Genomic DNA, 25,474 nt, shown 5'->3' with positions numbered 1-25,474 from the left:
CTCCATACGACTATTTGTTTATAAATACCTAACATACATTCTATCATAGTTACTAGCTTTTTCCTAGAATTTATATTGAAAAATGGTTAGATTAAAAATCCTGCTTTATCTAGCGCTTTAATCGCTTGCTCTAATTGTTCTTTCGTATCTGCTTCAATCGTATGTAAATGTGTTCCATCCGTTAAACCAGAAAGCATGACCGCTCCTGTTGTTTGCAATTTCCGCACAAATTTTTCTACATCAAAACGGCTTTTTAAATGCAGTGAAGCAGTGATTTCGCCGTAGATTGGATGGTCCACAATCACATCAATAATGGAAACACCGTGATCCACCAAAATATTTAGTTCCTCGGCAGCTTGCTCTTTCGTGTGTTTTACAGCAATAACGCGCCTTTCACCTGTATAACTCGTCTCGTTCGCATAAATATAACCTTGTGGAGTAGCCATAATTGGTTCATTGCCAGCTTTTAACAAAGAAATATCTTGAACAATCACTTGGCGGCTAACATTTGTTTTCTGTGCTAATTGATTTCCAGAAATTGGTACCTCGGCTTCTTTCAGCCATTTTAAAATCATTTGCCTACGCGTATCACCTAATATTTTTTTCATCTTATCACCTTTTTCGTAGTAATTTATCGATTTCTTCCTTAAAAATAGCACTATCGTTTAATTCATTTTCTTTTCCAAAAGATAGCCGGATAAAACGGTTTGCTTCTTCTGTTGTTTTTCCAGTAGCAATTAATGTTCTGGACGGAGCTAAATCACGTAAACTACATGCGCTCGTCGTCGAGATTTGAATATCTGCTTCGTTTAAAGCAAGTAACGCTTCCTGACCTTGCATATTTGGCAAAGTAAGTCCTAAAATATACGGCGATGTATTGGGTCCACCTTCCACTTCTACTCGCGCTTCTAATGTGTCGCAAATCGCAGCTTTTAGTTTTATAGCTCTAATCGCTTCTTGTTCTCTATTTTCTATTATATCATAGGCGGCAGTTGTAAAGGCAGCAATAGCTGGAACATTTACCGTCCCTGGTCTAAAGCCAAATTCATGATGTACATCTGACAAAACCGCCTGCAAAGGAGAATCTGGTTTCATAAAAAGGATTCCAGCCCCTTTTGGTCCATAAATTTTATGCGATGAAATACTAAAACTAGTAACATCACTTAATTCTAAATCAAGTTTTCCAAAAGATTGAACAATATCAGTATGAAAAAAGACACCTGCTTTTTTAGCAATGTGAGCTAGTTCCGCAATTGGTTGGATGGTTCCGATTTCCGAATTAACATGTTGAATAATAATAAGCCCCGTCCCAGCAGAAATCATTTTTTCTAAAGTAGCTGGATTTACTTGCCCAAACGAATCAACTGGTAATGCTTTAATGCGACACTTTCCCGCTTGTTCGAGTGCCATTAGTTGCTGCCAAACAGAAGCGTGTTCCAGCGGACTTACGAGCACTTCTTTCTTATCAGTTGTATGGAGTAGCGTTTGGATGGCGATTTGGTTACTTTCTGTTCCACCACTCGTAAATAAAATTCCGCGGTTTGGAACTTGTAATAACTCAGCAAAACTTTCCCGGCATTTTTCTAAAAGTGCTGCTGATTTCGTCCCGGCATCATGTAAACTCTCCGAATTAGCAAAGAATTCTCGCGAGGCATCCATAAAAACTTGTAAGGAAGCTTCACTCATTTTCGTAGTTGCTGCATGGTCAAAGTAAATCATCTCTTTATCTCTCCCTTAAAATTTTATACTTGAATTTAGTTTAATTTTATGTGATTATAGATGACAAGACAACTGTATATTCATTAAGAAGTATACAATTAATCGAACCTACTATGCAAGAGGTGGAAATGATGACAAAAGAACGAGTGATTATCATTGGGAGTGGTATCGCAGGTTGCACTGCTGCCCTCAGATTAATGCAGGACTATGATGTGACAATAATCACAAAAGGTCATAAAGAACAAAGTAACTCTATGCTCGCTCAAGGTGGTGTCGCCGCGGCTATATCAAAAAGCGATACACCAAAAAAACATTTTAGCGATACCTTTCAAGCTGGCTGTTTTCATAATAAAGTTCGCGCTGTAAACCAACTTGTGACTTGTGGACCGATTGTGATCCAAAAATTAATAAAAGAAGGAATGACTTTTGACGAAAAAGATGGCGAACTTTCACTTGGATTAGAAGGCGCGCACCAACTGCCTCGTATTTTGCATTCTGGAGGGGATCAAACCGGCAAATTTCTTACTACATTTTTACAAGAAAAATTGACAAAGGTTAACTGGCAAGAGCAAAAAATGGCTATAGAGATTATTAAACATGACGGTAAAGCGATTGGTGTTCATTGTTTAGATAAAGAAAACCAACTACATACTTATTACGGCGAACATATTATTTTAGCGAGTGGCGGACTCGGACAACTTTTTCCTGTAACCACTAATGCTGCAACTATTTCTGGAGACGGCTTGGCTCTTGCTTACCGAGCTGGTGCGACACTATCCGACATGGAATTTATTCAGTTTCATCCAACCTTGCTTTTTCTAAACGGACGTTGTCATGGTTTAATTTCTGAGGCAGTTCGTGGCGAAGGAGCTACACTTATTCGCGCAGATGGTTCGGCTATTATGGTAACCGTGCATCCACTAGCAGATCTTGCTCCACGTGATATCGTTGCAGCCACACTTTTTGAAGAAATTGAACGGGGTGACCAAGTGTTTCTTGATATAACCAAAGTGGCTCATTTTGAAAAGCGATTTCCTGCAATTACAACCAGCTTAGACGAACACCAAGTACCATTTCGCGACACTAAACGAATTCCCGTTCATCCAGGTGCGCATTTTTTAATGGGTGGTGTTCGAACTGATTTGAACGGCAAGACGAATATCCCTCATCTTTATGCCATTGGTGAAGTGGCAAATGTAGGTGTACACGGCGCCAATCGTCTCGCCAGCAACTCCCTTCTTGAAACACTTGTTTTTGGTGAAAAAGTTGCTGAATATATTCACACGCAAAAAACCAACCGAATAATAGTTCCAGAGAATCCCCCCACTTATCAAACAACAACGCCCCATTTACCTGAAAAACAACAACTCCAAGAAAAAATCTGGGAAACATTAGGAATTACACGAAAACCTGAGAAAATCACGGAATTTCTCCATTGGTTAGAAACATTTGATTACGCTAACCATACGAGAGAAACAGCTGAAATAAGTCATATGATTATTACCTCAAAATTAATTGCCGAAAGCGCCCTAAAACGAACTGAAAGCCTTGGCGCACATAGAATTTTAAAAGGAGTAACGAAATGAACTCAATACTTATGAATCAAGCAATTCAAGCATTTTTATTAGAAGATATTGGTCAGCATGATTTAAGTTCAGATAGTATTTTCTCCAGTGAAACGATGGGAGAAGGTGTTTTTATAGCGAAGGAAACAGGTATTCTTTGTGGCATCGCTATCCCGCCATTAGTATATGAAATTCTTGGTGGAAACGTGCATTTTGAAGCTGTAAAAAAAGATGGTGACACAATTAAAAAAGGAGACATTATCGCGACTGTCTCGGCCCCAGTTCGCACTTTACTTTCCGGCGAGCGTGTTATTTTAAATTTAATGCAGCGAATGAGCGGTATTGCTACCCAAACCCATATTGCCATAAAACAGTTAGACGATTCGACGATCCGAATTTGCGATACAAGAAAAACAGCACCCGGTCTCCGTACCTTCGATAAATACGCCGTACAGAGCGGTGGTGGCTTTAACCATCGAAATGGTCTGTACGACGGGGTCATGCTAAAAGATAACCATATCGCCTTCTCTGGTGGTATAACCGAAGCTGTTTCTATCGCTCGTGAAAAACTGGGACATATGGTAAAAATCGAAGTCGAAACAGAAACTGCCTCACAAGTAAAAGAAGCCGTTCAAGCTGGTGCAGACATCATTATGTTTGATAACCGCACACCAGAAGAAATCAAACAACTTGTTAAACTAGTGCCAGACCACATTACTACGGAGATTTCCGGTAATATCACTTTAGATAATATTAATCATTATAAAGGTTCTGGTGCGAATTATATTTCTTTAGGGTCATTAACACATTCTGTTTCTGCCCTTGATATTAGTTTTAATAGCAAAGGAGGTATAAAAGCATGAATTTACTAGAGACTGTAGAACAAGATACGATGCCGGCTCGTTATAAACATATGCCCCCACAAGAAATGATAACTCGTGTCACAGAAATCAAAGCGCAACTTGGCGAAGACCTTTTTATTCCTTGCCACCATTATCAAAAAGATGAAGTCGTTCCTTTTGCAGATGCAATTGGTGACTCTTTACAGTTAGCACAAATAGCTGCAAATAATAAAAAAGCAAAACATATCGTTTTTTGTGGCGTTCATTTTATGGCTGAAACAGCAGATATGCTCACGACAAATGAGCAGATTGTGACGTTACCGGATATGCGAGCTGGTTGTTCGATGGCGGATATGGCAGATATTCACCAATTAACCAACGCTTGGCCAAAGCTCCAAACCCTTTTTGGCGATACGATTTTACCAGTCACTTATATTAATTCCACGGCTGCAATTAAATCCTTCGTTGGCGAGCATGGTGGTACAACAGTTACATCCAGTAATGCAACTAAGATTGTCTCATGGGCGCTTCAGCAAAAAGAGCGGATTTTCTTTCTTCCAGACCAGCATCTAGGTCGGAATACAGCTTTTGAACTAGGCATTCCGTTAGAACATATGGCCATTTGGAATCCGATAAAAAACGAACTGGAATATGACGGTAATCTAGCTGATTGTAAAGTAATTTTATGGAAAGGCTACTGCTCCGTCCACCAACATTTTACAGTTAAAAATATCGAAAACATTCGTAAAAATCATCCTAACATGCGAATTATTGTTCATCCTGAATGCACTCATGAAGTCGTTTCACTAGCAGATGACGCTGGTTCAACGAAAAAAATTGTGACGGAAATAAGTAACGCAGCACCTGGCACCGAATGGGCTGTCGGCACAGAAGCTAATCTGGTCGGTCGCATTATTCAAGAAAATCCAGATAAAAAAATCGTCTCGCTCAACCCTTTTATGTGTCCGTGTATGACAATGAATCGAATCGACTTACCTCATTTACTTTGGACACTCGAAGCTATTCAAAACGGGGAACAAAGAAATCAAATCAAAGTCGATGAACATACAACCAAATTTGCGTTAAAAGCATTAGAAAGAATGCTCCAATTAAGCTAGCCAAAAAAACGAAAGCAGCAACTGCTTTCGTTTTTATTTTAAATACCCAATTTCTATCCGAATTTTATCTTTTTTCGTTCTACCGCCAGTTGATAATACTTTCACTCGTCCATATCCACGAGCCGATAATACGTCTTCTTCCTCACATTCGAAATCAGGATTTTCTACTGTTTTCCAGTTCACTTTAACAAGTCCCGCGGTGACTAGTTGTTTCGCCTTCTGCCTAGAGATATGATGCGCATTACTAATAATTACATCGAGTCGCATACTAGAAACCGTTAAGCCCATTTCTTCCCAAACAACTGGCGCATAGACAGCATTCGCCAAATCAGTCTCTTCTAACATCACATTCACTTTACCAATTTTTTCAAGCTGTAATGTTAAATAATCCTTCATCGTACTTTCTACTAACAACTGCCATTCAGTGCCATTATTTAAAATATCTCCAAAAATATCGCGCTTCATTCCAAGCGACATTAATGTGCCAAGAATTTTTTGATGTGTGAGTGTCGTAAATTTCACCGGATAGCGAATATGGAATAAAGTAATCTCAAAGTCAGCTTCTGTTGGTGTATAATAATCTGGATAAATCAGTGCACGGCGGCGTTCCGCGTGCGGCACCCCACCAAAAAACTGGACGCCAATATGCTCATAACCACCAATAACTGTCTCGGTAATATAACGTTGCCTCGGGTCCAAAAAATCCGTTAGTTGCGGTGTATATTCATTTTCAACTTGCATCGTAACTCCTAAAATTTTATCAATAAATGCGTATTCTTCCGCGCGAAAATGCTGATAAATTCCATCCATTATAATTTCTCCCTTTCAATCCGTTCCGATTCTTTAGCCCAATTATACCATGAAACTAGCTGCTACTAAGCTAATCTTGCTTCTTGATAAAAAAAGCCACCCATATGAAAACGGGTGCGCTTTTTAAAATAACATTGGAATGACATACACTTGAATTAAACCTGTTAAAACTCTCATCGCATATTGGAAAATGAAATAAGCCACAAGGGACGAAATATCAAACATACCAATCGGCGGAATAATTCTTCTAAAAGGCTCTAAAATCGGTTCAAAAATACGAGCTAAAAATTGACCGATTTTCGATTCTCTTGCACCTGGAAACCAGCTCATCAAGAAATAAATAAACATTAGTGTTGGCAACCATCTAATAATAAATAAAATGACTTCCACCACTTGATATAAAATACTTTGCAATCTAGTTTACACCTCTAATTCATCACATAAAGTTTTGTTCATCAAGCATTTCGGAAATCGAGCCATTTACCTCCACATTATCTGGAGTACATAAGAAAATATTATTTCCAACACGTTGAATATCTCCACCCAATGCATAAACTGTACCGCTTAAGAAATCAACAATACGTGTCGCTTGGTCGTGGCTAATGCGTTGTAAGTTTACAACTACTGTTTTATAATCTTTTAAATAGTCCGCAAGTTCTTGGGCTTCTGCATATACTCGCGGTTCTGCGAGTACCATACGACTAGAATACTGAGCTCCCTGCATACTGACCACCTTCGCATCTTCTTCTTCAACCGCATAAAAACGATTTTTATTTGGTTTTTCTTTCTTCGTTTTCTTTTGCATAGGTTCAGGTTCCCTCGCTACTTCCTCTTCATAATATTCCTCTTCTTCATCTAAGAAAAAGAATGACTTAAATTTATTCGATAGTCCCATTTGTTACACCTCCATATTATCGTCACTCACCAAAGCTCTTCCTACTCGTATAAATGTTGCACCTTCTGTAATCGCAATCCCGTAGTCATTTGTCATCCCCATAGACAACTCAGTGCACGGAATGTTTTTTAACTGAAGCGCATGAATTTCTTGCTGCAATTGCTTTAACTCATGAAATACGTGATGCAGCTCTATGTCACTATTTGTAATAGGTGCCATTGTCATTAATCCAACAACTTCAATAAAGTTGAAATCTGATTCTTGTAAAAAAGCTAGCGCCTCTTTTTTAGAAAAGCCATGTTTGCTCTCCTCACCAGAAATATTCACTTGAAGAAAACATTTCACTGGTTTATTAGCACGCTTTTCAATTTCTTTTGCAAGTGATGCTCTGTCAAGCGAATGCAAATAATCAATTTTTGGTAAAACATCTTTGACTTTACGCGTTTGTAAAGATCCAATGTAATGCCAACTAATGTCACCTTTATCTGCAAGTTCTACTGTTTTTTCTAGGAAAACATCTGCACGATTTTCACCAAAATGGCGGATACCTAAATCATACAGTTCTGTAATTCCAGTTACATCAATTGTTTTTGTAACAGCTACTAATGTTACGTCTTCCGGGGCACGATTACTTTCTTCACAGACACGCTCAATTTGTGCGGTTACTTTTTCTAAATTAGCTTGTTTTGTCATTTATTTAATCACCTTATATAATTCCCGAAGCGCTTAAATTAAAACGCTTCTTGTTATAATCAGATACCCGGTCACTTGGCAATGCTTCCAAAGTGGCCGGGTGAAATTATGTTATAAGTATTATCCGCGACGGTTACGGTTACGGATAAATGCAGGTACATCAACGTCTGAACTATTTTGTTGTGGTTCAGCTTGTGGTTGTTCGTGTACCGGATTATTCCCTTGTTGCGGTGCATTTTGCGCGTAATCATTTTGTGGTTCATCTTGCACAGCATAGCTTGGACGATTCACTTGAATGGATTGGTTAGGACGACGATTCGCTTGCGCTTGTTGTTGCGCTTGCTTTTCTTCATCAAAACCTGTTGCAATAACAGTTACAATCAGTTCATCTTTTAATTCGTCGTTAATAACAGAACCGAAAATCATGTTTACATCTTCATCTGATGCACTTGATACGATTTCTGCTGCTTCTTGTACTTCATAAAGACTTAGGTTAGATCCGCCTGTAATATTCATTAGGACACCTTTTGCTCCGTCAACGGAAGTTTCAAGAAGTGGAGAAGAAATTGCTTTTTTCGCAGCTTCTGCAGCACGATTTTCACCAGTTGCAATCCCGATTCCCATAAGGGCAGAACCACGGTTAGTCATAATTGTTTTTACATCGGCAAAGTCTAAGTTAATTAAACCAGGAACGGCAATCAAATCAGAAATCCCTTGTACACCTTGACGTAAAACATTATCTGCTTCACGGAAAGCTTCCAGCATTGGCGTATTTTTATCCACAATTTGAAGTAAACGGTCGTTGGGGATAACAATTAAAGTATCCACCGCTTCTTTCATTGCTTCTGTTCCAGTTAGGGCTTGTTTCGTACGTTTCGGTCCTTCAAAACCAAATGGTCGTGTAACAACACCTACAGTTAGAGCGCCCATTTCTTTAGCGATTTGAGCAATAACAGGTGCAGCACCAGTTCCAGTTCCGCCGCCCATTCCAGCAGTTACGAATACCATATCAGAGCCTTTTAAAGCTTCTTCAATTTGTTCGCGACTTTCTTCTGCTGCTTTTTTACCAATTTCAGGTACAGCTCCCGCGCCTAAACCACGTGTTAATTTTGTACCGATTTGTAATTTTGTTTCTGCTTTTGCTAAATTAAGTGCTTGAGCGTCTGTATTAACGGAGATAAATTCTACTCCTTGAACACCATGCTCAATCATACGGTTTACAGCGTTGTTACCGCCGCCGCCAACACCGATTACTTTAATTGTTGCCAAACTTTCTGAACTAGTGTCAAATTCTAACATATTATTGCCTCCTATTTGCCGATTTATACGATTCGTTTTTCTTGCTGACTTACCAGCTATTCGCTTTTATTCAAAAAATGCGCCGAAAAAATTCTTCATTTTCGTTGATACTTTTTCGTCATCTGATTTTTTTGGTTTTTGTTTAGGTTGTTTTGGTTTTGGTGCTTCGTCATCATAACGTGGCTCACTAGCAGTACTACTTACATCACGACCTTCTAATTCAGCCATTTGATAAGCATATTTAATTAAGCCTACTGCAGTTGTGAAGGATGGTTCGCGAACACCGATATAATCAGGAATCGCCAGTCTAACATGTGCTGCCAACGTTTTTCCAGCTAAATCAATAGCTCCTGGAATCGCCATTGAGCCACCAGTTAATACATAGCCTCCTGGAAGATGCGTTTTACCTACTCGATTCAGTTCTTCCACAACTAATTGGAAAATTTCTTCCATACGCGCTTCAATAATATCTGCTACTTCTACTTGTGTGAAATGTTGTTTTTGGTCACTACCGATAACATCAATTGCAAAAACTTCATCAGGAGAAGCATCATCATAAAATGCATAACCGTGTTCTAATTTAACACGATCTGCATTGGCAGTAGATGTGTTTAGTCCGAGAGATAAGTCTTTTGTGATATTATCTCCACCTACTGGAATAACACCAGTGTATGTTAACCTACCTTGCTCAAACACACTAATAGTTGTCGTTCCTGCACCAATATTCACAAGAGCAGTACCAAATTCTTTATCATCTTCTGATAAAGAAATAGAAGCCTCAGCAAGCGGTTGTAAAGCAATATCAGAAATCTCGAGACCAGCACGTTCTACACAACGTAACGTATTATGTAAAATTGTTTTTGAACCTGTAATTAGTGTGCCTTCCATTTCTAGACGAACACCAATCATTCCACGTGGATCTGTAATTCCTGTTAAACCATCCACAACAAATTGATCTGGAATAGTATTAATAATTTCTCGTTCAGGAGATAGAGGAACGACTTGAGCAGCATCCATCACATTCCAGACATCATCATCTGTGATTTCACGATTTTCGCTACCTACTGCCACAATTCCTCGGCAAGCTTCTAAATGCACTTGACTCGATACTACCCCAACAATCACTTGAGAAATTTCAACGCCAACCATTCTCTCTGCTTGTTCAATTGCCTTTTTAATGGATTCTACAGTCTTGTCTATGTCGATAATAATCCCTTTTTTTATTCCGGATGACTCGACATTCCCAACACCGATAATATTGAGTCTATCGTCAGCCATTTCCGCGATGATTACTTTTACAGAAGCTGTTCCAATGTCTAAACTTACATAAATTTCGCTATCACCCATTTATCGGCACCTCCTTTTATTCTAGTCATTTAAAGTATCATATTTCATTTTTATACCGAGCAAAGCCGGTTTTTTAACTTGCTTAAAAAAACCATGTTACTTCTTTATTTATATGGTGTTAGTGTAGAATGATTCCCCATTCTGCCTAACATACAAAATCACTTATTTACAGTCTACACTAAGAAAGAAGGTAATAAAAGCACAAAGAACAATTTTTGGCAAATTCTTAAGATATTTTTTTCATTTTATTCAAAAAGCGAACAAGTGTTGGCGTCACACGCTTGTAGGTTATCATTTTGTCATCTTTTTGACATATCTGTTAATTTATTGTTTCCTCAAAATACGAGAGAAGAAACAAAGGGTTTATTCGTTTTCTTTTTTCTTCTCTGCATCTTTTTCTTCGGTAGCTTTTTTTTCGGCATTTTGTTGATAGTAACTTTGGAAATATGAACCTACTTCAATATCAATTACGCCTTTTTGTCCCTTCGCTAGTTGAGCGACAATTGCTGGATAATGCTGCATCTTTTCTGCAAAACTACTTATATCTGCTGAGACTTGATTTCCATCATTCATATATAATTTAATATGACTTTTATCCGTTTTTGTAGGACTATAAATCACTTCGGAAATGGAATTTACTACATCTTTTGGAAGTTTATTAATTTGTTCTACCATTTTTTCGAGTGTTTTTCCATTTTTAAAATTTTGGAACAGTAAATCGTTTCCTATTGGAAATTGCCTCGGTTGGTCTTTTAGCATAATACCATTTTCAAGCACATCATAGTATTTACCATTATTTTGTTGGTAGCCAATAGTTTTATATTCTGTAATATTAATTTTCACATCATTTAAGCCCACTTTGGAAACTGTTGCATTTTTAATTAATGTATTTTTTTCGAGCGTTTCTTCTGTTTTTCCATTTCTTATTCCAAGGATAAATTCACCGATAGTAAGCCCACTTTCTTTACGCACTTCATTTTCAGTTAATTGTTTATTCCCACTTACTGCAATTTTATCTAGCTTGCTCAGTGGGGAAAGGAAATAAAGTGTAATTAAGATTAAAATCGCAAAAATTCCGATTAAAATGGCTAAATGTCTTATTAACTTTTTTTTGCGGTATTTTTTTAATTCAGGTATACGGTTTTCGATGGAAATTACTCGTTTGTTTTCAGCCATTTTATTCGCTCCTTTCTGCAATTTATTTCATAATACTTAGGACTGCTTCTACCAGTTTTATAGCTGCATCTGGGCGTCCCATTTGTTTAGCACTTAATTTCATACTATTTAGTTTTGCTTCGTCTGTTAAAATAGAATCTACTGTCGCCATTAAATCCGTATCTTTTAACTCAGGTTCGGTAATAACTACAGCCGCATTATTTTTTTCTAACGCACGTGCATTATATTCTTGATGATTCGCTGTTACATAAGGGCTCGGTATTAAAATACTAGGTACCCCAAGCGCTGTAAGTTCAGCTAATGTGGTCGCTCCTGCTCTAGAAATAACGAGAGTCACGGCATTTAAAATCTTAGGCATATCATAAATAAATGGTTGAACACTAATATGACTTCCTAAGTTCATTTCCGCTAAAGCACCTTTCATTTTTTCGAAATGGACATCTCCCGTCACATACAATAACTGAAAATCTCGTTTGTTCCATTCCGGCAAGATTGCTTCCACTGCCTCGTTCACACCTCGAGCACCTCTGCTACCTCCAAAAACAAGTACAGTAGGCTTCCCAGAAACAAGCCCGTATGCTTCTAGCGCGCCAAGACCATCCACGCCGACTACTTCCGAAGCACGAGGATTTCCAGTGAAAACAATTTTCTCAGAAGCAAACGAATCACTTACCTCTTCAAAACAAATGGCAACTTTATCTGTATAGCGGCTTAAAAATTTATTGGTTAAACCAGCGACACTATTTTGTTCGTGTATTAAAGTGGGAATTTTTAATTTTGCTGCTGCATAAACCACAGGACCGCAAACATATCCTCCTGTTCCAATTACAACATCAGGTTTAAATTCACGTAAAATTTGCTTGCTTTTTTTAGCGCCACTTAGAAAGCGCATGACAGTTTTGATATTTTCAAGCGATAATGAACGCTTAAATCCAGTAATTTCTATTGATTCAAAAGGAATACCCTCTCGTTTTACGATTCCTGCTTCTAAACCTTTTTCTGTTCCAATATATAAAAATTCAGCTTCTGGATGTATTTTTTTTAATTCTCTGATGAAAGCAAGTGCTGGATAAACGTGCCCTCCAGTACCACCACCGCTTATTGCTACTTTCATTTTTCCACCTCTTCTATTAGTTCACTGATTGCGTTCATGTAGGCATTCCCGCGAACTTCAAATGTCCGGTATTGATCCCAACTTGCACAAGCCGGTGAAAGTAAGATTATATCTCCTGGTGCTGACTCGCGATATGCAACCGGAACAGCAGCTTCTACATTATCTACATAATGCACTTCAATTCCTGCAATTTTTCCAACACGCCCAATCTTGTCTGCCGTTTCACCAAAAACAATAAGTGATTTTACATTTTTGAAAAACGGTAGTAGTTCGTCAAAAGAGTTTCCACGATCTAATCCGCCAGCAAGTAATACAACTGGATTTTTAAATCCTTTTAACGCACTTTGAGTTGCAAGAATATTAGTTGCTTTAGAATCGTTGTAAAATTTACGATCTTGCCATTCCACTACAAACTGAGTCCGGTGCTCTACACCTTTAAATGTTTCTAAAACACGCATAATTTCCTCATTAGTTACACCTAAAGTTTTAGCTACCGCAACAGATGCTAGAACATTTTCTAAATTATGCTCTCCAGGAAGTAAAATGCTATCGCGTGAACCGATTACTTCATCATCAAACATAATATTGCCATTTTGGACATAACTTCCTTCCCCTAAGCGTTGCGTTGTTGAAAAAGGAATAACTTGTGCTTTTGTTTGTTTGGTTAAATTTTTCAATTCTTCTTGGTCCCAATTAATTACTAAGAAATCATCTGCTGTTTGTTTTTGTTGAATGTGCCACTTTGCTTGTACGTATTCACTTCGATCTGTATGGTAATCTAAATGCGCTTCATAGATATTTGTAATGACAGAAATATGCGGTTTAAATGTTTCAACCCCCATTAATTGGAAAGAAGATAATTCCATCGAAATGTATTGATCGCTTGTTGCGTTTTCTGCAACAGCCGATGCCGGAAAACCAATGTTTCCTGCAAGTAAAGAGCTATTTTCTTTATGCGCATTTAACATATGGTGAATAATCGTTGTTGTCGTTGTTTTCCCGTTAGTTCCAGTAATACCAACTATCGGCGCTTCAGAAATTTGGTAAGCTAATTCTACTTCAGTAATAACTGGAATTTTAAGTTTTAACGCTTTTTCAATCATAGGGTTGTTGTACGGAATCCCCGGGTTTTTAATTACGAGTTCGAATCCTTCATCAAGCAGCTCAATAGGATGCGATCCACAAATAACTTTAATCCCTTGCTCAAGTAGACCTTGTGCTTCCGGATTTTCACTAAACGGCTTTTGATCATTTACTGTGACAAACGCTCCTAATTTATGCATAATTGTTGCCGCGCTAACACCACTTCTCGCAAGACCTAAAACAAGCACTTTTTTGTGATGGTACATTTCAATTTTTTTCATTTCCTTTGGTTCCCCCATTTATATCAAAATTGGCGATCGATTCTATGAAAATCATAAAAACGACGGAAAGCGCCAACCAGATTCTGTAAAAAAACAGCCAACTAGAGACGCTTTTGCCGCAAAAATTACGGCGCTTTATTTAAAAAATAACGATACAGACTGAAATAATTGCGCCAATTAATCCGATTCCCCAGAACGTTAAAACAACACGCCACTCGGACCAACCACCAAGCTCAAAATGATGATGAATTGGCGTCATACGGAAAATTCGTTTTCCTCCTGTTGCCTTAAAGTAAAAAACTTGTAAAATAACAGACGCAGTTTCGATTACGAAAATAATTCCGATTAAAAGTAATAGCCATTCTTGATGTACTAAAATGGAAACTGCTGCAATACTTCCACCAAGCGCAAGTGATCCAGTATCTCCCATAAAAATCTTCGCTGGATTTTTATTAAATAGGAGAAACGCAAGCATTCCGCCTACAATCGCGAAACAGAAAATCGCTACATCCATCTGCTCTTGGTAAAAAGCAATCACACCAAAAGCAGAGAACGCAATCACAGATAAACCAGAAACAAGTCCGTCTAAACCGTCTGTTAAATTAACTGCATTGGAGAAACCAACTAACCAGAACAAAATAAAGATAACAAAGAACCACCCAAGATTCACTTCTATATTCGTAAATGGAATATTAAGTGTTTCGGCAAAACCACTAAAATGATACACCAGATAAAATAAAATCGAAATCGCAACTTGACCTAAGAATTTTTGTTTCGAAGTGAGGCCTAGGTTCCGTTTTTGAACTACTTTGATATAGTCGTCCAGAAAACCTAATGCGCCAAATAATGCCAGCGCGATAAATAGCAGCCAAGTAGCCGCACTAGCTTCACCACTGATGAATGAAAAAATCAAAAAGCTAATGAGCATAGCAGTAATAAAAACAACTGCACCCATAGTTGGCGTTCCTGATTTCTTTTCGTGCATCTTCGGTCCTTCATCCCTGATACTTTGACCGAATTTCAATTTCACTAAAAATGGTATAAATAGTGGGACACCTATCACCGTGATGATAAAAGCCACTGCAAAAGTTGATACTAACATGTATAAAGACACAATAAATTCTCCCCAATCTGTTTGTCAAAGCACTTCACTTCATATTTTATTCGAGTCCGAGTTTTTTTTCAATAGCTATTCGAGCTTCTACGCGATCATCGAAATCAATAACCTCGTCACCAATTACTTGATAATCTTCATGCCCTTTACCAGCAATCAGAATAACATCCCCTGCTTCTGCCATATTTACAGCATAACGAATGGCATCGCGACGATTCTCATGAACAACATATGAATCGCTATCCAGAACACCTTGAATCATATCTTCAATAATCGCATGTGGGTCTTCACTACGCGGATTATCTGATGTGAAGACTGGATTTGTCGCATAGTCAACAGCAATTTTTGCCATTTGTGGTCGTTTTCCTTTATCACGGTCACCACCACATCCTACAACAACAAAAACACGTTTTTTGGCAAATTCAGCAATCGTTTGTAGAACATTTAACAAGCTGTCAGGCGTATGAGAATAATCCACTATTACTGGAAAATCTTGCCCTGCATTCACCAGTTCAAAACGTCCTTTCACGCCTGGAATACGTTCAACAGTGGCAATTGCTTTTTCTACAGGAATCTGAAGCGCAAAGCTTGTTGCAATTGCTGCTAATACATTATATATGCTGAAATTCCCAATCATTTTTATTTTTAATGAGAAATTTCCCACAGGTGTTTTTAAATCAAAAGTGGATCCGTGGCTTGTAATTTGGATGTTGGATGCGGCAAAGTCAGCTGGTTCTTTTATTCCAAAAGTAATAATATGTGCGGCAGTCGCTGTTTGCATCCGCACGCTTTCCGCATCGTCTGCATTTAAAACAGCGATTTTAGGCTTACTCGTGTTATAACTGTTACCGAGCTGCGCGAACAATAAGCTTTTAGCGTAAGCATATTCTTCCATTGTATGATGATAATCTAAATGATCTTGAGATAGATTCATAAATACTGCTACGTCATAATCCGAACCATATACTCTACCCTGAACTAAGGCGTGAGAGGAGACTTCCATTACAGCTGTACTAACACCACTTAAAAGCATATCTCGAAAAGTTTCTTGCAATGTTAAGCTGTCTGGCGTCGTATTTTTTGTTTCTAAAATTTCATCACCAATTTTACGATACATCGTACCAATTAAGCCAGTTTGCTCGCCGTTTTCGCGAACAATTTGTTCCACTAAATGGCTAACCGTTGTTTTACCATTTGTCCCTGTAATCCCAACAAGTTTTAATGCCTGGGTTGGAGAACCGTAAAAATAATCTGCTAGCATTGCCATTGCTCGTTTAGAATCTCTAACATAAAGAACTGGCACGGAAACATCTAGTTGTTTTTCAGCGATAATCGCTACTGCGCCGAGCTCTACAGCACGTTGAGCAAACTGATGTCCATCTACTATTTCACCATCTATACAAATAAATAAGCTACCTGATTGTACTTTACGACTATCTTGTGCAATGTGGCTAACTTCAATTGCTGCACTTGCGTTTCCAGTATAAACCGGGATAGCTTGCATTAGTTCATTTAACTTCATTCTTGCCATCTCCTCAAACTTATTCTTTCTGTTAATTTTGCTAAAATCAAAAAGAATTCTTTTCTATCTTAGCAAAAACAACAAAGTATATCTACCACGACTAAAGACACAGTTTGCTTTTAAAGTTAGAAGTATGCCACTTTACTCAGCTGACATACTTCTATCTTCCTATTATTCATTCAGTAAATCACCAATTCCTGCATTTTCTCGGATGTCTGTCGCTTTTTTATTTTCATTCGCGGTATCTTGATCATGATTTTGATTAAATTCGCTAATTTGTTCTGGTAAGGCGAGCGTTATTTTCATTTTCGTTTCACTATTAATTACACTACCTGCTGAAACACTTTGACTCTTCACATAGCCACTTCCACTAAACTCAAATGGGATACCAGTGATTTCTGATACTTTTAGCGCGTCATCTTTTGACCAAGTCACCATATTTGGAGCAGTCATATCTCCGTCAGTCATTAGTATTACTTTTTGCCCTTGCATTATTTCACTGTTCGCCAGCGGAAGTTGTTGAACAATTTTTTTACCATTACCAACAATTACTGGTTCCAGCCCTTTTGCCTGTACAGCTTTTTTTGCTTCATCTACTGTTTTTTCAGCTACTACAGGAACTTTTTCGCTCGCTAGTTTTTCAACATCACCTGGTTTAATGTTCATATATTGCAAACTGTTTTTCATTACTGGATTAAATACTTCTGAAACTGCTTCTCCACCTGTTTGACTACCAGATAATTGCGGTTGTTGCATTGTCACATATATCACTAGCTCAGGGTTATCTGCTGGGGCCATTCCTAAGAAAGAAAAAATATAATTTTCTGCCCCAGTCATATATTTACCTGTTTTTGAATTTGGAATTTGTGACGTTCCTGTCTTACCAGCAACATCGTAACCAGGAATCGCATATAGTTTACCTGTTCCATTTCGTCCGCTAATAACATTTTTTAATTCATTTCGAGTCTTCTTAGCTGTTTCGGCACTAATCGGTTTTCCAGCGATTTTGGTTTTTGTTTCTGTCTCTTCTCCAGTATTAGTATCTTTGACGCTCGAAACTACATATGGCTCTTTCATTGTACCATCGCTTGCAATTGCTGATGCAGCTTGGATCATTTGCATCATTGAAACTGTTGTTCCCTGACCGAAGACAGTCGTTACTTTTTCAATCGGGTAGTTATAAAGAATCTTTCCTTTAGTTTCATTTGGCAAAGCAATACCTGTTTTCTTACCAAAACCAAATTTATCTAAATAGGTTTTAAATGTATCAGTACCCATTTTGTTTAAAAGTTTAGCGAATGCAACGTTACTGGAACGTTCTACGCCTTCGCGGTATGGGATTGAACCCCAACCATTCCCATTATTATGGTCATGAATTGCTATATCACCAACTTTGTAAGATCCTGATTGGTAATATTCGTTTGGATTATATACGTTTGTATCAATGGCAGATGCTAAGGAGATGATTTTCATTACTGAACCTGGTTCATAAGCATATTCTACTGGTAAATCTTGCCAAATACTCGAACTATTCCCAGTAATTGTCGACCTATCAGCTGGATTAAATGAAGGACGTTGACTAATGGCCAAAATTTCTCCTGTTTTCGGATCTGCAACTACGGCCATCATATTTTTCGGTTTATATTTTGCATCGACAGTTGTCATTGTATCTTCTAAGAAGGTTTGGATTTTTTTGTCCAATGTTAATGTAATATCCTTACCGTCTTTTGCTTCTGTTACTTTGTTTTTTGAATTAGGCAAAATATAGCCCATTCGGTCGGTACTATAATCGATTTTCCCATTTTTACCTGTTAGTATATCGTTATAGCTGGATTCGATGCCCATTTTACCTTCTAATTTAGTAGTGTTTTTTTCTTCTTCTTGTTGCGCAAAGCCGATTAATTGCGTTGCGAAAGTACCATTAGGATAGAAACGCTCTGATTGACGAGTAAATTCAATACCTGGTAAATTTTCTTTGTCGATTTTAGCTTTTGTTTCTGTAGAAATGTTTTTTCCTGCAGAACCAAATTCCACTTGATATTTTCCTTTTTCATTGAGTTTATCTAGAATGTCAGATTCGTCCATAGGAATATATTTTGCAAGAATACGAGCTGTTTTTTCTTCATCAACTACTCGCATCGGATTTTTCGTTGTTTTGGATAATTTATCACTAACTACCGCTGCAATCGTGTAAGAAGCCGTATCCTCTGCTAGCACTTCTCCTTTTCGATCTAAAATGGAGCCGCGTTTTGCTTCGAGAACACTGCTTTTTAAATGTTGTTTAGATGCTTTAGCTGCTAGCGGAACCCCATTTGCTTCTCCCGTAATTTGCAAATAAAGAAAACGGCCAGAAACTAAGAGAAAGAGAATAGTGAAAAAGATAAAAAGCACTAAAGCTCCCCTTCTCATGTTACCTATACGCCGTTTCATTGACCATCTACCACTTTCACATTATCGCCATCAAGTTTTAACCCTTTTTCTTTAGCGATTTTTAAAATACGTTCATATCTCCCTAAATCTTTTACTTCTACTTTTAAATCTTCATTTGATTTTTGTTGTTCAAGGATTTTTGTTTCTTTTGTTTGGATTTCTTGATTCACTGTATAAATTTGTGCCTGTACACTGATGATACGGAAAGCAACAACTAAAACAATCGCAAGCGCTATCGTGATGATTACTTTTTCGCCGAGTGTCATTTGTCCTCGTCTTAGGATTTGTTTTTTAGGTTGTTCCGCTTCTCTATGTACTCTATTTGGTTCGAGATTCGATTTATAGGCGACATTGCTCACATTTTTTCAACTCCTGCTATTTAATAATTTTTTCGATCACACGTAGTTTTGCAGAACGCGCTCGATTATTTTGTTCCAGTTCCTCTTCACTTGGTACGATTGGTTTCCTTGTCGCAAGTTTGAAATCTGGTTTATATTCATCTGGAATGACAGGAAGACCTGGTGGTAAATCTGGTCCTTTTGTCGCTTCTTGGAATAAGTGTTTTGTAATGCGGTCTTCTAAAGAATGAAACGTAATTACGCTAATTCTGCCGCCTGGTTTTAATAAAGTTAAGGCTTTTTCAAGCGAATCTTCTACTGCACCTAATTCGTCATTAACAGCGATTCGGATAGCTTGAAAAGTGCGTTTCCCTGGGTGTCCGCCTTTTCTTCTTGCTGGCGCCGGGATAGCTGTTTTGATAATATCTACTAGTTCGCCAGTGGTTTCAATTGGTTTCACTTCACGACGACGTTCGATTTCTCTAGCAATTTGTTTCGAGAATTTTTCTTCACCATACTGGAAAAATATACGGATTAAGTCTTGATAAGACCACTCATTGACCACTATTTTAGCTGTCAATTCTTGTTCTTGATCCATTCGCATATCAAGTTCAGCATCTTGATGATAACTAAAACCGCGTTCTCTCTCATCCAACTGAGGGGAAGAAACACCTAAATCATACAAAATCCCATCAACTGCTTCGATACCACGCTCATTTAATGCTTTTTTCATATCGCGAAAATTGGCTTTAATAAAAGTTACTTTATCGCTATAATCTGCTAATTTAATTTTTGCATTGTCAATTGCTGTTTGATCTTGGTCAAAAGCAAATAAGTGCCCTTGTTCATTAAGCTTATTTAGTAAATACTCTGAGTGACCTGCGCCGCCAAGTGTTGCATCGACATAGATTCCATCTGGTTTTACTTCAAGCATATCGACTGTTTCATGTAGTAATACGGTTTCGTGCTTAAACATGCAAATTCCCCCTTAAATATCAAAGCCAATCATATTTTCAGCTAAATCAGCAAAGGATTCTTCTGCCTCATTAAAGACATTATCCCACTCTGATTTACTCCAAATTTCAATACGACTTGAAACCCCGATAATTACTGTTTCTTTTTCCAAATCCGCATACTGTAGCAAGTTGGATGGAATGTTTATCCGTCCTTGTTTGTCTAGTTCACATTCAGACGCACCGGAAAAGAAGAAACGTGTAAAGGAACGAGCATCTTTTTTAGTAAGTGGTAAGGTTTGGAGCTTTTCTTCAAGCTTTTTCCATTCCTCTTGTGGATAAGCAAATAGACACTTATCAAGTCCTCGGGTTATAACAAAATTATCCCCCAAAAGCTCACGGAATTTAGCTGGCACAATTAATCTGCCCTTTATATCGATGTTATGTTGATATTCTCCCATGAACATTAGACTTCACCCACTTTCCTACATACCACTTTACCACATCTCCCCACTTCGTACCACCAAAAACTTAAAAAAGAGTAAAAAAAAATCATTCTACTATTTAAGTAGAATGATTAAACCTTTATTTAAAGCCATTTTAACTAAAATTTCTTTTTAAAATGATTGTGGGACCAGGTGGAGGGATTCCCCACTTCTTACCCAAAAAGCTATTTTGCTAATACTTTTTCCCAGCCAGCTTTTAATGCAGCAGCAGAAAATACAATACTTAAAATCCCAAGTAAAATCGTAAAAGCCCCCATGCCATATTTACCAATAAAAGGTGCAAATACAAGACTCACCGAACCTATCATTTTACCAATTTGGAAAATAATACCGTTAAACGCCATGTATGCTCCACGTCTGTCATCATCAACAATTGCTGCTAAAATTGTTTGGCGCGTTGGTACGTAAAGCAACTCCCCGATAGAAAGAACTGCAGTCGCTAGTAATAACACCGCAAGATTATTTGCAAAAGCACAAACAGCAAAACCTATTGCAAATAAAGTAAAACCAACGTACATAATAGGTTGTTGGGCTCGTTTTGTGACAAACTTTGCAACTGGTACTGTAAAAAGAACGATAAACAGTGTATTCACAGCTGTTAAAACACTAACTATTTGCACACCATTTAATGTAATATTCCCAAGGGGGCCAAAATGAACGAGTAACGCTTGAAAATCTTCTGCTAAACGCACGGAGATATAATTGGTTCGTTGAAATTCAATCGACATAACTGCAATTCCACCGATAGTATATAGAAGAAAACGATAATCATGTAACACTTGCCCATAATTTTTAAACATACCTACTAAACCATAAGTTCCTTTTTGTAATACTGCTTTTTGCTTTAAAGTTTCTGAAATCAAGCTTATAGTAAGCCATGCAGTAACGAATGACATAACAAAAAGCACAATCAGCAAGGGAAATAAGTAATCCACGAAAAACCAACCACCAACAATAATCCCTATCATCATAGATAAATTATTTGCCCAGTAACTAACTGAATACATAAAGGAACGATTTTCCGGCGTACTTACATCAATCAGCATTGCTTCTCCCGCAGGATTTATGAGTCCTTGTGCCACACCAATAAGAAGTAACATCACAAAAGTTATCCATGGTGAATGAAAAATCGGCGAATTGCAAAGCACCATTCCTAGAAATGCAAACACTTTTAGCACTTCTCCAGATACCATTAATTTTTTACGACCAATAATATCTGCCAAATGTCCGCCGTACATTCCAGCAAGAAACTGTACCAATACATTAATCATCAAGAGAATTCCCGCAACCCCGCTGTTAATCTCCATTGAAAAATAAATTGCCATAAAAGGAAAAATCATTGACCCGATTACTTTACTTAAAAATTGAATCAAAATCCGTGCACGAATATTTGGGTGTAACTCTTTAAACATGAAATCCCCTCCATTGCAAATTTCTTAACTTCTCTGTTAGTATAAAGGGGGAATAGAAAGATAAAAAGGGTATTTAGAAACATATATTGTCCCCTTTTAGATTGGAGTTGACTTATGGACAAAGATTATTTCACTATGCGTGCGTATTTATATACGCAAACAACAGATTTAGATGTGCCTTTTAAACTAAGTAATTTAGCAGAGATTTGGTTTTGTACTACTAAAAATGCCAAGCGAAAATTACAACAATATCAAACAAAGAAAATACTCACTTATTTGCCCGGACTTGGTCGAGGAAATATTTCACGACTTATTTTTCCTAAACAATTAGAAGAAGAAGTGCTTGAAGTTTTGGAGCAAAGTTTAGCAAACGATGCATTTAGTGATATATTATTTCTGCTACAATTACCTATTCCTAAAAGTTGGTTTTCTAACATATCTACTGAAATTCAGCATATGTTTGGTTTACAAGTAACAGAAAATCAACAAGAAATACTCCGCTCTATTGTTCGACGTAAGCTCACTACCTTAGATCCCCTGCAAACTTCTGTATCTATGGAAGCTTTTTTGATTACGCAAATCAGTGATACTCTCGTAAAATATGATGAAATAAAAAAGACTATTACTCCACATATTGCGCATAATTGGAAAGTATCCGATGATTATACAGAATGGACTTTTTATTTACGAAAAAGTGTTTTATTTCATCATGGTCGCATGCTTGATAGCGAAGACGTCAAATACACCTTACTCCGTTCGATGGAAAAAAATTCTGTCAGCTCCTGGCAATTAAAATCCATTAAATCAATTCAATGTTTAAATAAATTTACGATTACGATTTATTTAAACAAACCGGATCCTTTTTTTATTCGCTATTTATGTACAGCCAATATGGCTATTTTACCTCGGGATGTTATTTTTGATGAATATAAATGGATTTCAACCGGTCCCTTTCGCATAGTAGAGCGAAATGACGAACGGCTTGTTTTAGAAGCATTTGACGCTTACTTTTTAGAACGTCCACTTCTTGACCGGGTAGAATTTTGGACAGCTCAAACAGGAGATGCTTTAACAAATATTCCTATGCAATTTACTTCCGTTGATTACGAGGAAAATAAAGCTTATATCGAGCGCCGTAAACCAGGTGTTGGTGTTAACTTTATTTGTTTCAATACCCATAGGCATGGTTCAGCACAACATCCTGCATTTCGCGAAGCACTTTATCAGTTAATAGATTGCCAAATAGCGAGTGAGCTAGATTTTGAAAATTACGGCACAATAGCTTCCAATTACTTTCCAGAAAAATCGATTACGCCTATTAAAAATCCTGAAAAAATTGCTAGCTTATTAAAAGAAGCAAATTATCAAGGCGAAAAAGTCATATTTGCGACAACTCAGCATCCTACCGCTTTAAAAGAAGCAAAATGGATCCGTGACCGGGCAGCTCAATTCGGTATTAATCTTGAGCAAAAAATCATCTCTCATCAAGAAGCTTCTTATACAAATGTGCCAAAAGAGGAAACAGATTTGATGATGATGGGAGAAATTCCAGCTTCTGATAACGAAATGGCTTATTTGGATTTCTTAAATAACCCTTATCTTTTACCACAACAACTATTTAATGCTAGTATTCTTCTTGAACTTTCAAAAAAATTAGATGAAATGAAATTGGAAAAAAACGCCTCCAAAAGAGACGTTTTGCAAACGAACATTGATCGTTATCTAACCGAAAATAATTATTTAATTTATTTACATCATCCAGAAAAAAGCCAATCGCTCCATTCCATGATAAAAGGCATTGCTGAAAATCCATATGGCTACTTCGATTTAAGCAAAGTATGGATTGAAACAAAAACTCCTTAAAAAAGTAATATTAAGCTATAAATAATTCCGTATAAATAAAGAACAACATATAGTAGGGCGAAAATAAAGAAACAAAGTCTCCAGTAACCACGAAAGATTTTGCGAAACTTAATTTCGCCTTCTTTTTTGGCTGCTAATACAACAATAATGATTCCTAAGACAAATAAAAACAACAATATATACAATAAAAACGAATGATTAAAGATGACAATCATAAAAAAGTGAACAGCGATAATTAAGAAAATTGTTGATAAATCTGCTGCTAACATAATTCTACGTTGTGGTTTCCGAAATTTAAAACGTGCTAGAAATAATGTAAGAACAAATACCACTACAGGTAAAATAATAATAATAGCTGTTGAATTAGTTAACCAATCAAACATGATGTTCTCCTTCCATTCCTTTAATAATCTGGTAAAGCGTTTGAAGTGTAGGAAGGGAAATTTCTCTTTGACTCCCTTTTTCTAAAATCGGTAGCACAATCCCATCAATTTCTGTCATCCGTCTATTCATGCAGTCAAGCGCCATTGAGGAAAAATTAAGTGCAGTTGTACGGCAAATCGTTTCGACTTTCTTTTGTGCATCTTCTATAGGTAAAACAGCTCCAACTTCTTTTACGACTCTTATTAACAAATTATGCCATTCTTGATTTTCTAAAAGTTTCCCATTTTGAACACCAAGAACTGCTGTTAATGGATTAATAACTGCATTAATAAATAATTTTTCTTGAATAATTTCTAGATAATTTGCATGCTTTTCAATTGGAAAAACTGGTCTAGACGTTAGTAATTCTTCTAGGTCGTCATTCAGTTCTCCTTGGTAAATGCTATATTTTGTTCGGCCGTGTCCACGCCAAATAACGGTCGTATCGTCTTCACGACCTGCCCCGTGCTCACTAACACCTAATAAAATGGTACGGGTTTGTCCAAGCTGACTTAAATACCCTAAGTGACCAGCTCCATTTTGAATAAATAAAATTGGAATATTTGACGGTAACTTTTGAAGAATTGGTAGTATTTCATTTAAAGAATACTGCTTTACGGCAATAATTAATAACTTCTGATTAGTTAATTGTTCTTCTTCAGCAAGAGATACTGCATGTATATGTATATTTTTCGTTGTTACATTATCTATTAATGAAATTCCTTTTTGATTTAATAAAGTAGCTTGTTCTTCACGATGTGTAAAAAGTGTTAGTTTAGATTTATCAGCAAAATTAGCCGCGTATAACAGTCCCATTGCTCCGGCGCCAATGATTCCAACGTTTATTTGGTTTTCCATTGATTTCAGCTCCATATTGATTGATGCTTTTATTTTATCAGAAGTGATGAGTCTTTGCACTTTTGTATGCAAACAAAAACCTCGAAAGACCCATGGCGTCTTTCGAGGTTCGT

General features: G+C 37.2%; 24 protein-coding genes. 4 read left to right on the top strand and 20 right to left on the bottom strand.

Annotated features, from left to right (window positions below; translation table 11 throughout):
- Positions 1 to 86 precede the first annotated feature (86 nt).
- The gene (locus tag HCB38_RS08155) at positions 87 to 608 is read right to left on the bottom strand and encodes a transcription repressor NadR (RefSeq protein ID WP_185319208.1); all 522 of its coding nucleotides are present in this window, start codon (positions 606 to 608) and stop codon (positions 87 to 89) included.
- Between the two features lie 4 nt (positions 609 to 612).
- Positions 613 to 1,719 (bottom strand): IscS subfamily cysteine desulfurase, encoded by a 1,107-nt coding sequence (locus HCB38_RS08150; RefSeq protein ID WP_185638197.1) that lies wholly within the window; start codon positions 1,717 to 1,719, stop codon positions 613 to 615.
- Between the two features lie 131 nt (positions 1,720 to 1,850).
- On the opposite strand from HCB38_RS08150, the gene nadB reads away from it, so the two are divergent.
- Genes nadB through nadA form a run of 3 tightly spaced genes read left to right on the top strand, consistent with a single transcriptional unit; the run spans position 1,851 to position 5,244 of the window.
- The gene (nadB, locus tag HCB38_RS08145; protein WP_185638195.1) at positions 1,851 to 3,305 is read left to right on the top strand and encodes an L-aspartate oxidase; all 1,455 of its coding nucleotides are present in this window, start codon (positions 1,851 to 1,853) and stop codon (positions 3,303 to 3,305) included.
- Complete coding sequence (nadC, locus tag HCB38_RS08140; protein ID WP_185618283.1) at positions 3,302 to 4,147, top strand: carboxylating nicotinate-nucleotide diphosphorylase; 846 nt, start codon at positions 3,302 to 3,304, stop codon at positions 4,145 to 4,147. Before nadB ends, nadC begins: the two co-directional genes overlap by 4 nt.
- On the top strand, positions 4,144 to 5,244 hold the full coding sequence (nadA, locus tag HCB38_RS08135) for a quinolinate synthase NadA (protein WP_185638193.1): 1,101 nt from the start codon (positions 4,144 to 4,146) through the stop codon (positions 5,242 to 5,244). The genes nadC and nadA overlap by 4 nt, the downstream gene beginning before the upstream one ends.
- A gap of 33 nt (positions 5,245 to 5,277) precedes the next feature.
- On the opposite strand, the gene HCB38_RS08130 is transcribed toward nadA, so the two are convergent.
- The 16 genes from HCB38_RS08130 to HCB38_RS08055 form a co-directional block, all read right to left on the bottom strand.
- Positions 5,278 to 6,054 (bottom strand): YlmH family RNA-binding protein, encoded by a 777-nt coding sequence (locus HCB38_RS08130; RefSeq protein WP_185638191.1) that lies wholly within the window; start codon positions 6,052 to 6,054, stop codon positions 5,278 to 5,280.
- 123 nt (positions 6,055 to 6,177) lie between these two features.
- Positions 6,178 to 6,468: a YggT family protein gene (locus tag HCB38_RS08125; RefSeq protein ID WP_003728826.1), complete on the bottom strand. Its 291-nt coding sequence runs from the start codon at positions 6,466 to 6,468 to the stop codon at positions 6,178 to 6,180.
- Positions 6,469 to 6,490: 22 nt separating this feature from the next.
- Positions 6,491 to 6,949 carry a cell division protein SepF gene (locus HCB38_RS08120; protein ID WP_185319214.1) on the bottom strand — a complete coding sequence of 153 codons (459 nt, stop codon included), beginning with the start codon at positions 6,947 to 6,949 and terminating at the stop codon, positions 6,491 to 6,493.
- A gap of 3 nt (positions 6,950 to 6,952) precedes the next feature.
- Entirely contained in the window at positions 6,953 to 7,642 is a 690-nt protein-coding gene (locus HCB38_RS08115) for a YggS family pyridoxal phosphate-dependent enzyme (RefSeq protein WP_185319215.1), read from the bottom strand.
- Between the two features lie 120 nt (positions 7,643 to 7,762).
- A complete protein-coding gene (ftsZ, locus tag HCB38_RS08110; protein ID WP_003769589.1) occupies positions 7,763 to 8,941 on the bottom strand; it encodes a cell division protein FtsZ in 1,179 nt (392 codons plus the stop codon).
- 66 nt (positions 8,942 to 9,007) lie between these two features.
- Positions 9,008 to 10,288 carry a cell division protein FtsA gene (ftsA, locus tag HCB38_RS08105; protein ID WP_185319216.1) on the bottom strand — a complete coding sequence of 427 codons (1,281 nt, stop codon included), beginning with the start codon at positions 10,286 to 10,288 and terminating at the stop codon, positions 9,008 to 9,010.
- Positions 10,289 to 10,651: 363 nt separating this feature from the next.
- Positions 10,652 to 11,464, bottom strand: a complete 813-nt coding sequence (locus HCB38_RS08100; RefSeq protein ID WP_185319217.1) for a cell division protein FtsQ/DivIB — start codon at positions 11,462 to 11,464, stop codon at positions 10,652 to 10,654.
- Positions 11,465 to 11,486: 22 nt separating this feature from the next.
- Entirely contained in the window at positions 11,487 to 12,578 is a 1,092-nt protein-coding gene (gene murG, locus HCB38_RS08095) for an undecaprenyldiphospho-muramoylpentapeptide beta-N-acetylglucosaminyltransferase (protein WP_185319218.1), read from the bottom strand.
- The gene (gene murD, locus HCB38_RS08090; RefSeq protein ID WP_185319219.1) at positions 12,575 to 13,942 is read right to left on the bottom strand and encodes a UDP-N-acetylmuramoyl-L-alanine--D-glutamate ligase; all 1,368 of its coding nucleotides are present in this window, start codon (positions 13,940 to 13,942) and stop codon (positions 12,575 to 12,577) included. The genes murG and murD overlap by 4 nt, the downstream gene beginning before the upstream one ends.
- 139 nt (positions 13,943 to 14,081) lie before the next feature.
- Positions 14,082 to 15,056: a phospho-N-acetylmuramoyl-pentapeptide-transferase gene (mraY, locus tag HCB38_RS08085; RefSeq protein WP_185319220.1), complete on the bottom strand. Its 975-nt coding sequence runs from the start codon at positions 15,054 to 15,056 to the stop codon at positions 14,082 to 14,084.
- 46 nt (positions 15,057 to 15,102) lie between these two features.
- Positions 15,103 to 16,578, bottom strand: a complete 1,476-nt coding sequence (locus tag HCB38_RS08080; protein WP_185638188.1) for a UDP-N-acetylmuramoyl-L-alanyl-D-glutamate--2,6-diaminopimelate ligase — start codon at positions 16,576 to 16,578, stop codon at positions 15,103 to 15,105.
- Between the two features lie 171 nt (positions 16,579 to 16,749).
- On the bottom strand, positions 16,750 to 19,008 hold the full coding sequence (locus HCB38_RS08075; protein WP_185638186.1) for a penicillin-binding protein: 2,259 nt from the start codon (positions 19,006 to 19,008) through the stop codon (positions 16,750 to 16,752).
- A complete protein-coding gene (gene ftsL / locus HCB38_RS08070) occupies positions 19,005 to 19,367 on the bottom strand; it encodes a cell division protein FtsL (protein WP_185319223.1) in 363 nt (120 codons plus the stop codon). The genes HCB38_RS08075 and ftsL overlap by 4 nt, the downstream gene beginning before the upstream one ends.
- A gap of 16 nt (positions 19,368 to 19,383) precedes the next feature.
- The gene (rsmH, locus tag HCB38_RS08065) at positions 19,384 to 20,322 is read right to left on the bottom strand and encodes a 16S rRNA (cytosine(1402)-N(4))-methyltransferase RsmH (protein WP_185319224.1); all 939 of its coding nucleotides are present in this window, start codon (positions 20,320 to 20,322) and stop codon (positions 19,384 to 19,386) included.
- A 12-nt stretch (positions 20,323 to 20,334) separates the two neighbouring features.
- Positions 20,335 to 20,766 carry a division/cell wall cluster transcriptional repressor MraZ gene (gene mraZ, locus HCB38_RS08060; protein WP_003763280.1) on the bottom strand — a complete coding sequence of 144 codons (432 nt, stop codon included), beginning with the start codon at positions 20,764 to 20,766 and terminating at the stop codon, positions 20,335 to 20,337.
- 203 nt (positions 20,767 to 20,969) lie between these two features.
- Positions 20,970 to 22,217: an MDR family MFS transporter gene (locus HCB38_RS08055; RefSeq protein WP_185319225.1), complete on the bottom strand. Its 1,248-nt coding sequence runs from the start codon at positions 22,215 to 22,217 to the stop codon at positions 20,970 to 20,972.
- A 114-nt stretch (positions 22,218 to 22,331) separates the two neighbouring features.
- Between HCB38_RS08055 and HCB38_RS08050 the strand changes: the two genes are divergently transcribed.
- Positions 22,332 to 24,080 carry an SgrR family transcriptional regulator gene (locus HCB38_RS08050; protein ID WP_185607859.1) on the top strand — a complete coding sequence of 583 codons (1,749 nt, stop codon included), beginning with the start codon at positions 22,332 to 22,334 and terminating at the stop codon, positions 24,078 to 24,080.
- Here the strand turns inward: HCB38_RS08050 and HCB38_RS08045 are convergent.
- A complete protein-coding gene (locus tag HCB38_RS08045) occupies positions 24,077 to 24,463 on the bottom strand; it encodes a DUF3397 domain-containing protein (RefSeq protein WP_185319227.1) in 387 nt (128 codons plus the stop codon). The genes HCB38_RS08050 and HCB38_RS08045 overlap by 4 nt on opposite strands.
- Complete coding sequence (locus HCB38_RS08040; RefSeq protein ID WP_185607858.1) at positions 24,456 to 25,361, bottom strand: 2-dehydropantoate 2-reductase; 906 nt, start codon at positions 25,359 to 25,361, stop codon at positions 24,456 to 24,458. Before HCB38_RS08040 ends, HCB38_RS08045 begins: the two co-directional genes overlap by 8 nt.
- Positions 25,362 to 25,474: the final 113 nt, after the last annotated feature.

Origin of the sequence: Listeria farberi (assembly GCF_014229295.1) — a bacterium.
Classification (GTDB): domain Bacteria; phylum Bacillota; class Bacilli; order Lactobacillales; family Listeriaceae; genus Listeria; species Listeria farberi.
Note: the sequence above shows the minus strand (reverse complement) of the source record. Positions and strands in the feature narration are given on the sequence as shown.

Coding starts and splice junctions, on each gene's coding strand:
- HCB38_RS08155 (WP_185319208.1), bottom strand. CDS start 608: ATGAAAAAAATATTAGGTGATACGCGTAGGCAAATGATTTTAAAATGG.
- HCB38_RS08150 (WP_185638197.1), bottom strand. CDS start 1,719: ATGATTTACTTTGACCATGCAGCAACTACGAAAATGAGTGAAGCTTCC.
- nadB (WP_185638195.1), top strand. CDS start 1,851: ATGACAAAAGAACGAGTGATTATCATTGGGAGTGGTATCGCAGGTTGC.
- nadC (WP_185618283.1), top strand. CDS start 3,302: ATGAACTCAATACTTATGAATCAAGCAATTCAAGCATTTTTATTAGAA.
- nadA (WP_185638193.1), top strand. CDS start 4,144: ATGAATTTACTAGAGACTGTAGAACAAGATACGATGCCGGCTCGTTAT.
- HCB38_RS08130 (WP_185638191.1), bottom strand. CDS start 6,054: ATGGATGGAATTTATCAGCATTTTCGCGCGGAAGAATACGCATTTATT.
- HCB38_RS08120 (WP_185319214.1), bottom strand. CDS start 6,949: ATGGGACTATCGAATAAATTTAAGTCATTCTTTTTCTTAGATGAAGAA.
- HCB38_RS08115 (WP_185319215.1), bottom strand. CDS start 7,642: ATGACAAAACAAGCTAATTTAGAAAAAGTAACCGCACAAATTGAGCGT.
- ftsZ (WP_003769589.1), bottom strand. CDS start 8,941: ATGTTAGAATTTGACACTAGTTCAGAAAGTTTGGCAACAATTAAAGTA.
- ftsA (WP_185319216.1), bottom strand. CDS start 10,288: ATGGGTGATAGCGAAATTTATGTAAGTTTAGACATTGGAACAGCTTCT.
- HCB38_RS08100 (WP_185319217.1), bottom strand. CDS start 11,464: ATGGCTGAAAACAAACGAGTAATTTCCATCGAAAACCGTATACCTGAA.
- murG (WP_185319218.1), bottom strand. CDS start 12,578: ATGAAAGTAGCAATAAGCGGTGGTGGTACTGGAGGGCACGTTTATCCA.
- murD (WP_185319219.1), bottom strand. CDS start 13,942: ATGAAAAAAATTGAAATGTACCATCACAAAAAAGTGCTTGTTTTAGGT.
- HCB38_RS08080 (WP_185638188.1), bottom strand. CDS start 16,578: ATGAAGTTAAATGAACTAATGCAAGCTATCCCGGTTTATACTGGAAAC.
- HCB38_RS08075 (WP_185638186.1), bottom strand. CDS start 19,008: ATGAAACGGCGTATAGGTAACATGAGAAGGGGAGCTTTAGTGCTTTTT.
- rsmH (WP_185319224.1), bottom strand. CDS start 20,322: ATGTTTAAGCACGAAACCGTATTACTACATGAAACAGTCGATATGCTT.
- mraZ (WP_003763280.1), bottom strand. CDS start 20,766: ATGTTCATGGGAGAATATCAACATAACATCGATATAAAGGGCAGATTA.
- HCB38_RS08055 (WP_185319225.1), bottom strand. CDS start 22,217: ATGTTTAAAGAGTTACACCCAAATATTCGTGCACGGATTTTGATTCAA.
- HCB38_RS08050 (WP_185607859.1), top strand. CDS start 22,332: ATGGACAAAGATTATTTCACTATGCGTGCGTATTTATATACGCAAACA.
- HCB38_RS08045 (WP_185319227.1), bottom strand. CDS start 24,463: ATGTTTGATTGGTTAACTAATTCAACAGCTATTATTATTATTTTACCT.
- HCB38_RS08040 (WP_185607858.1), bottom strand. CDS start 25,361: ATGGAAAACCAAATAAACGTTGGAATCATTGGCGCCGGAGCAATGGGA.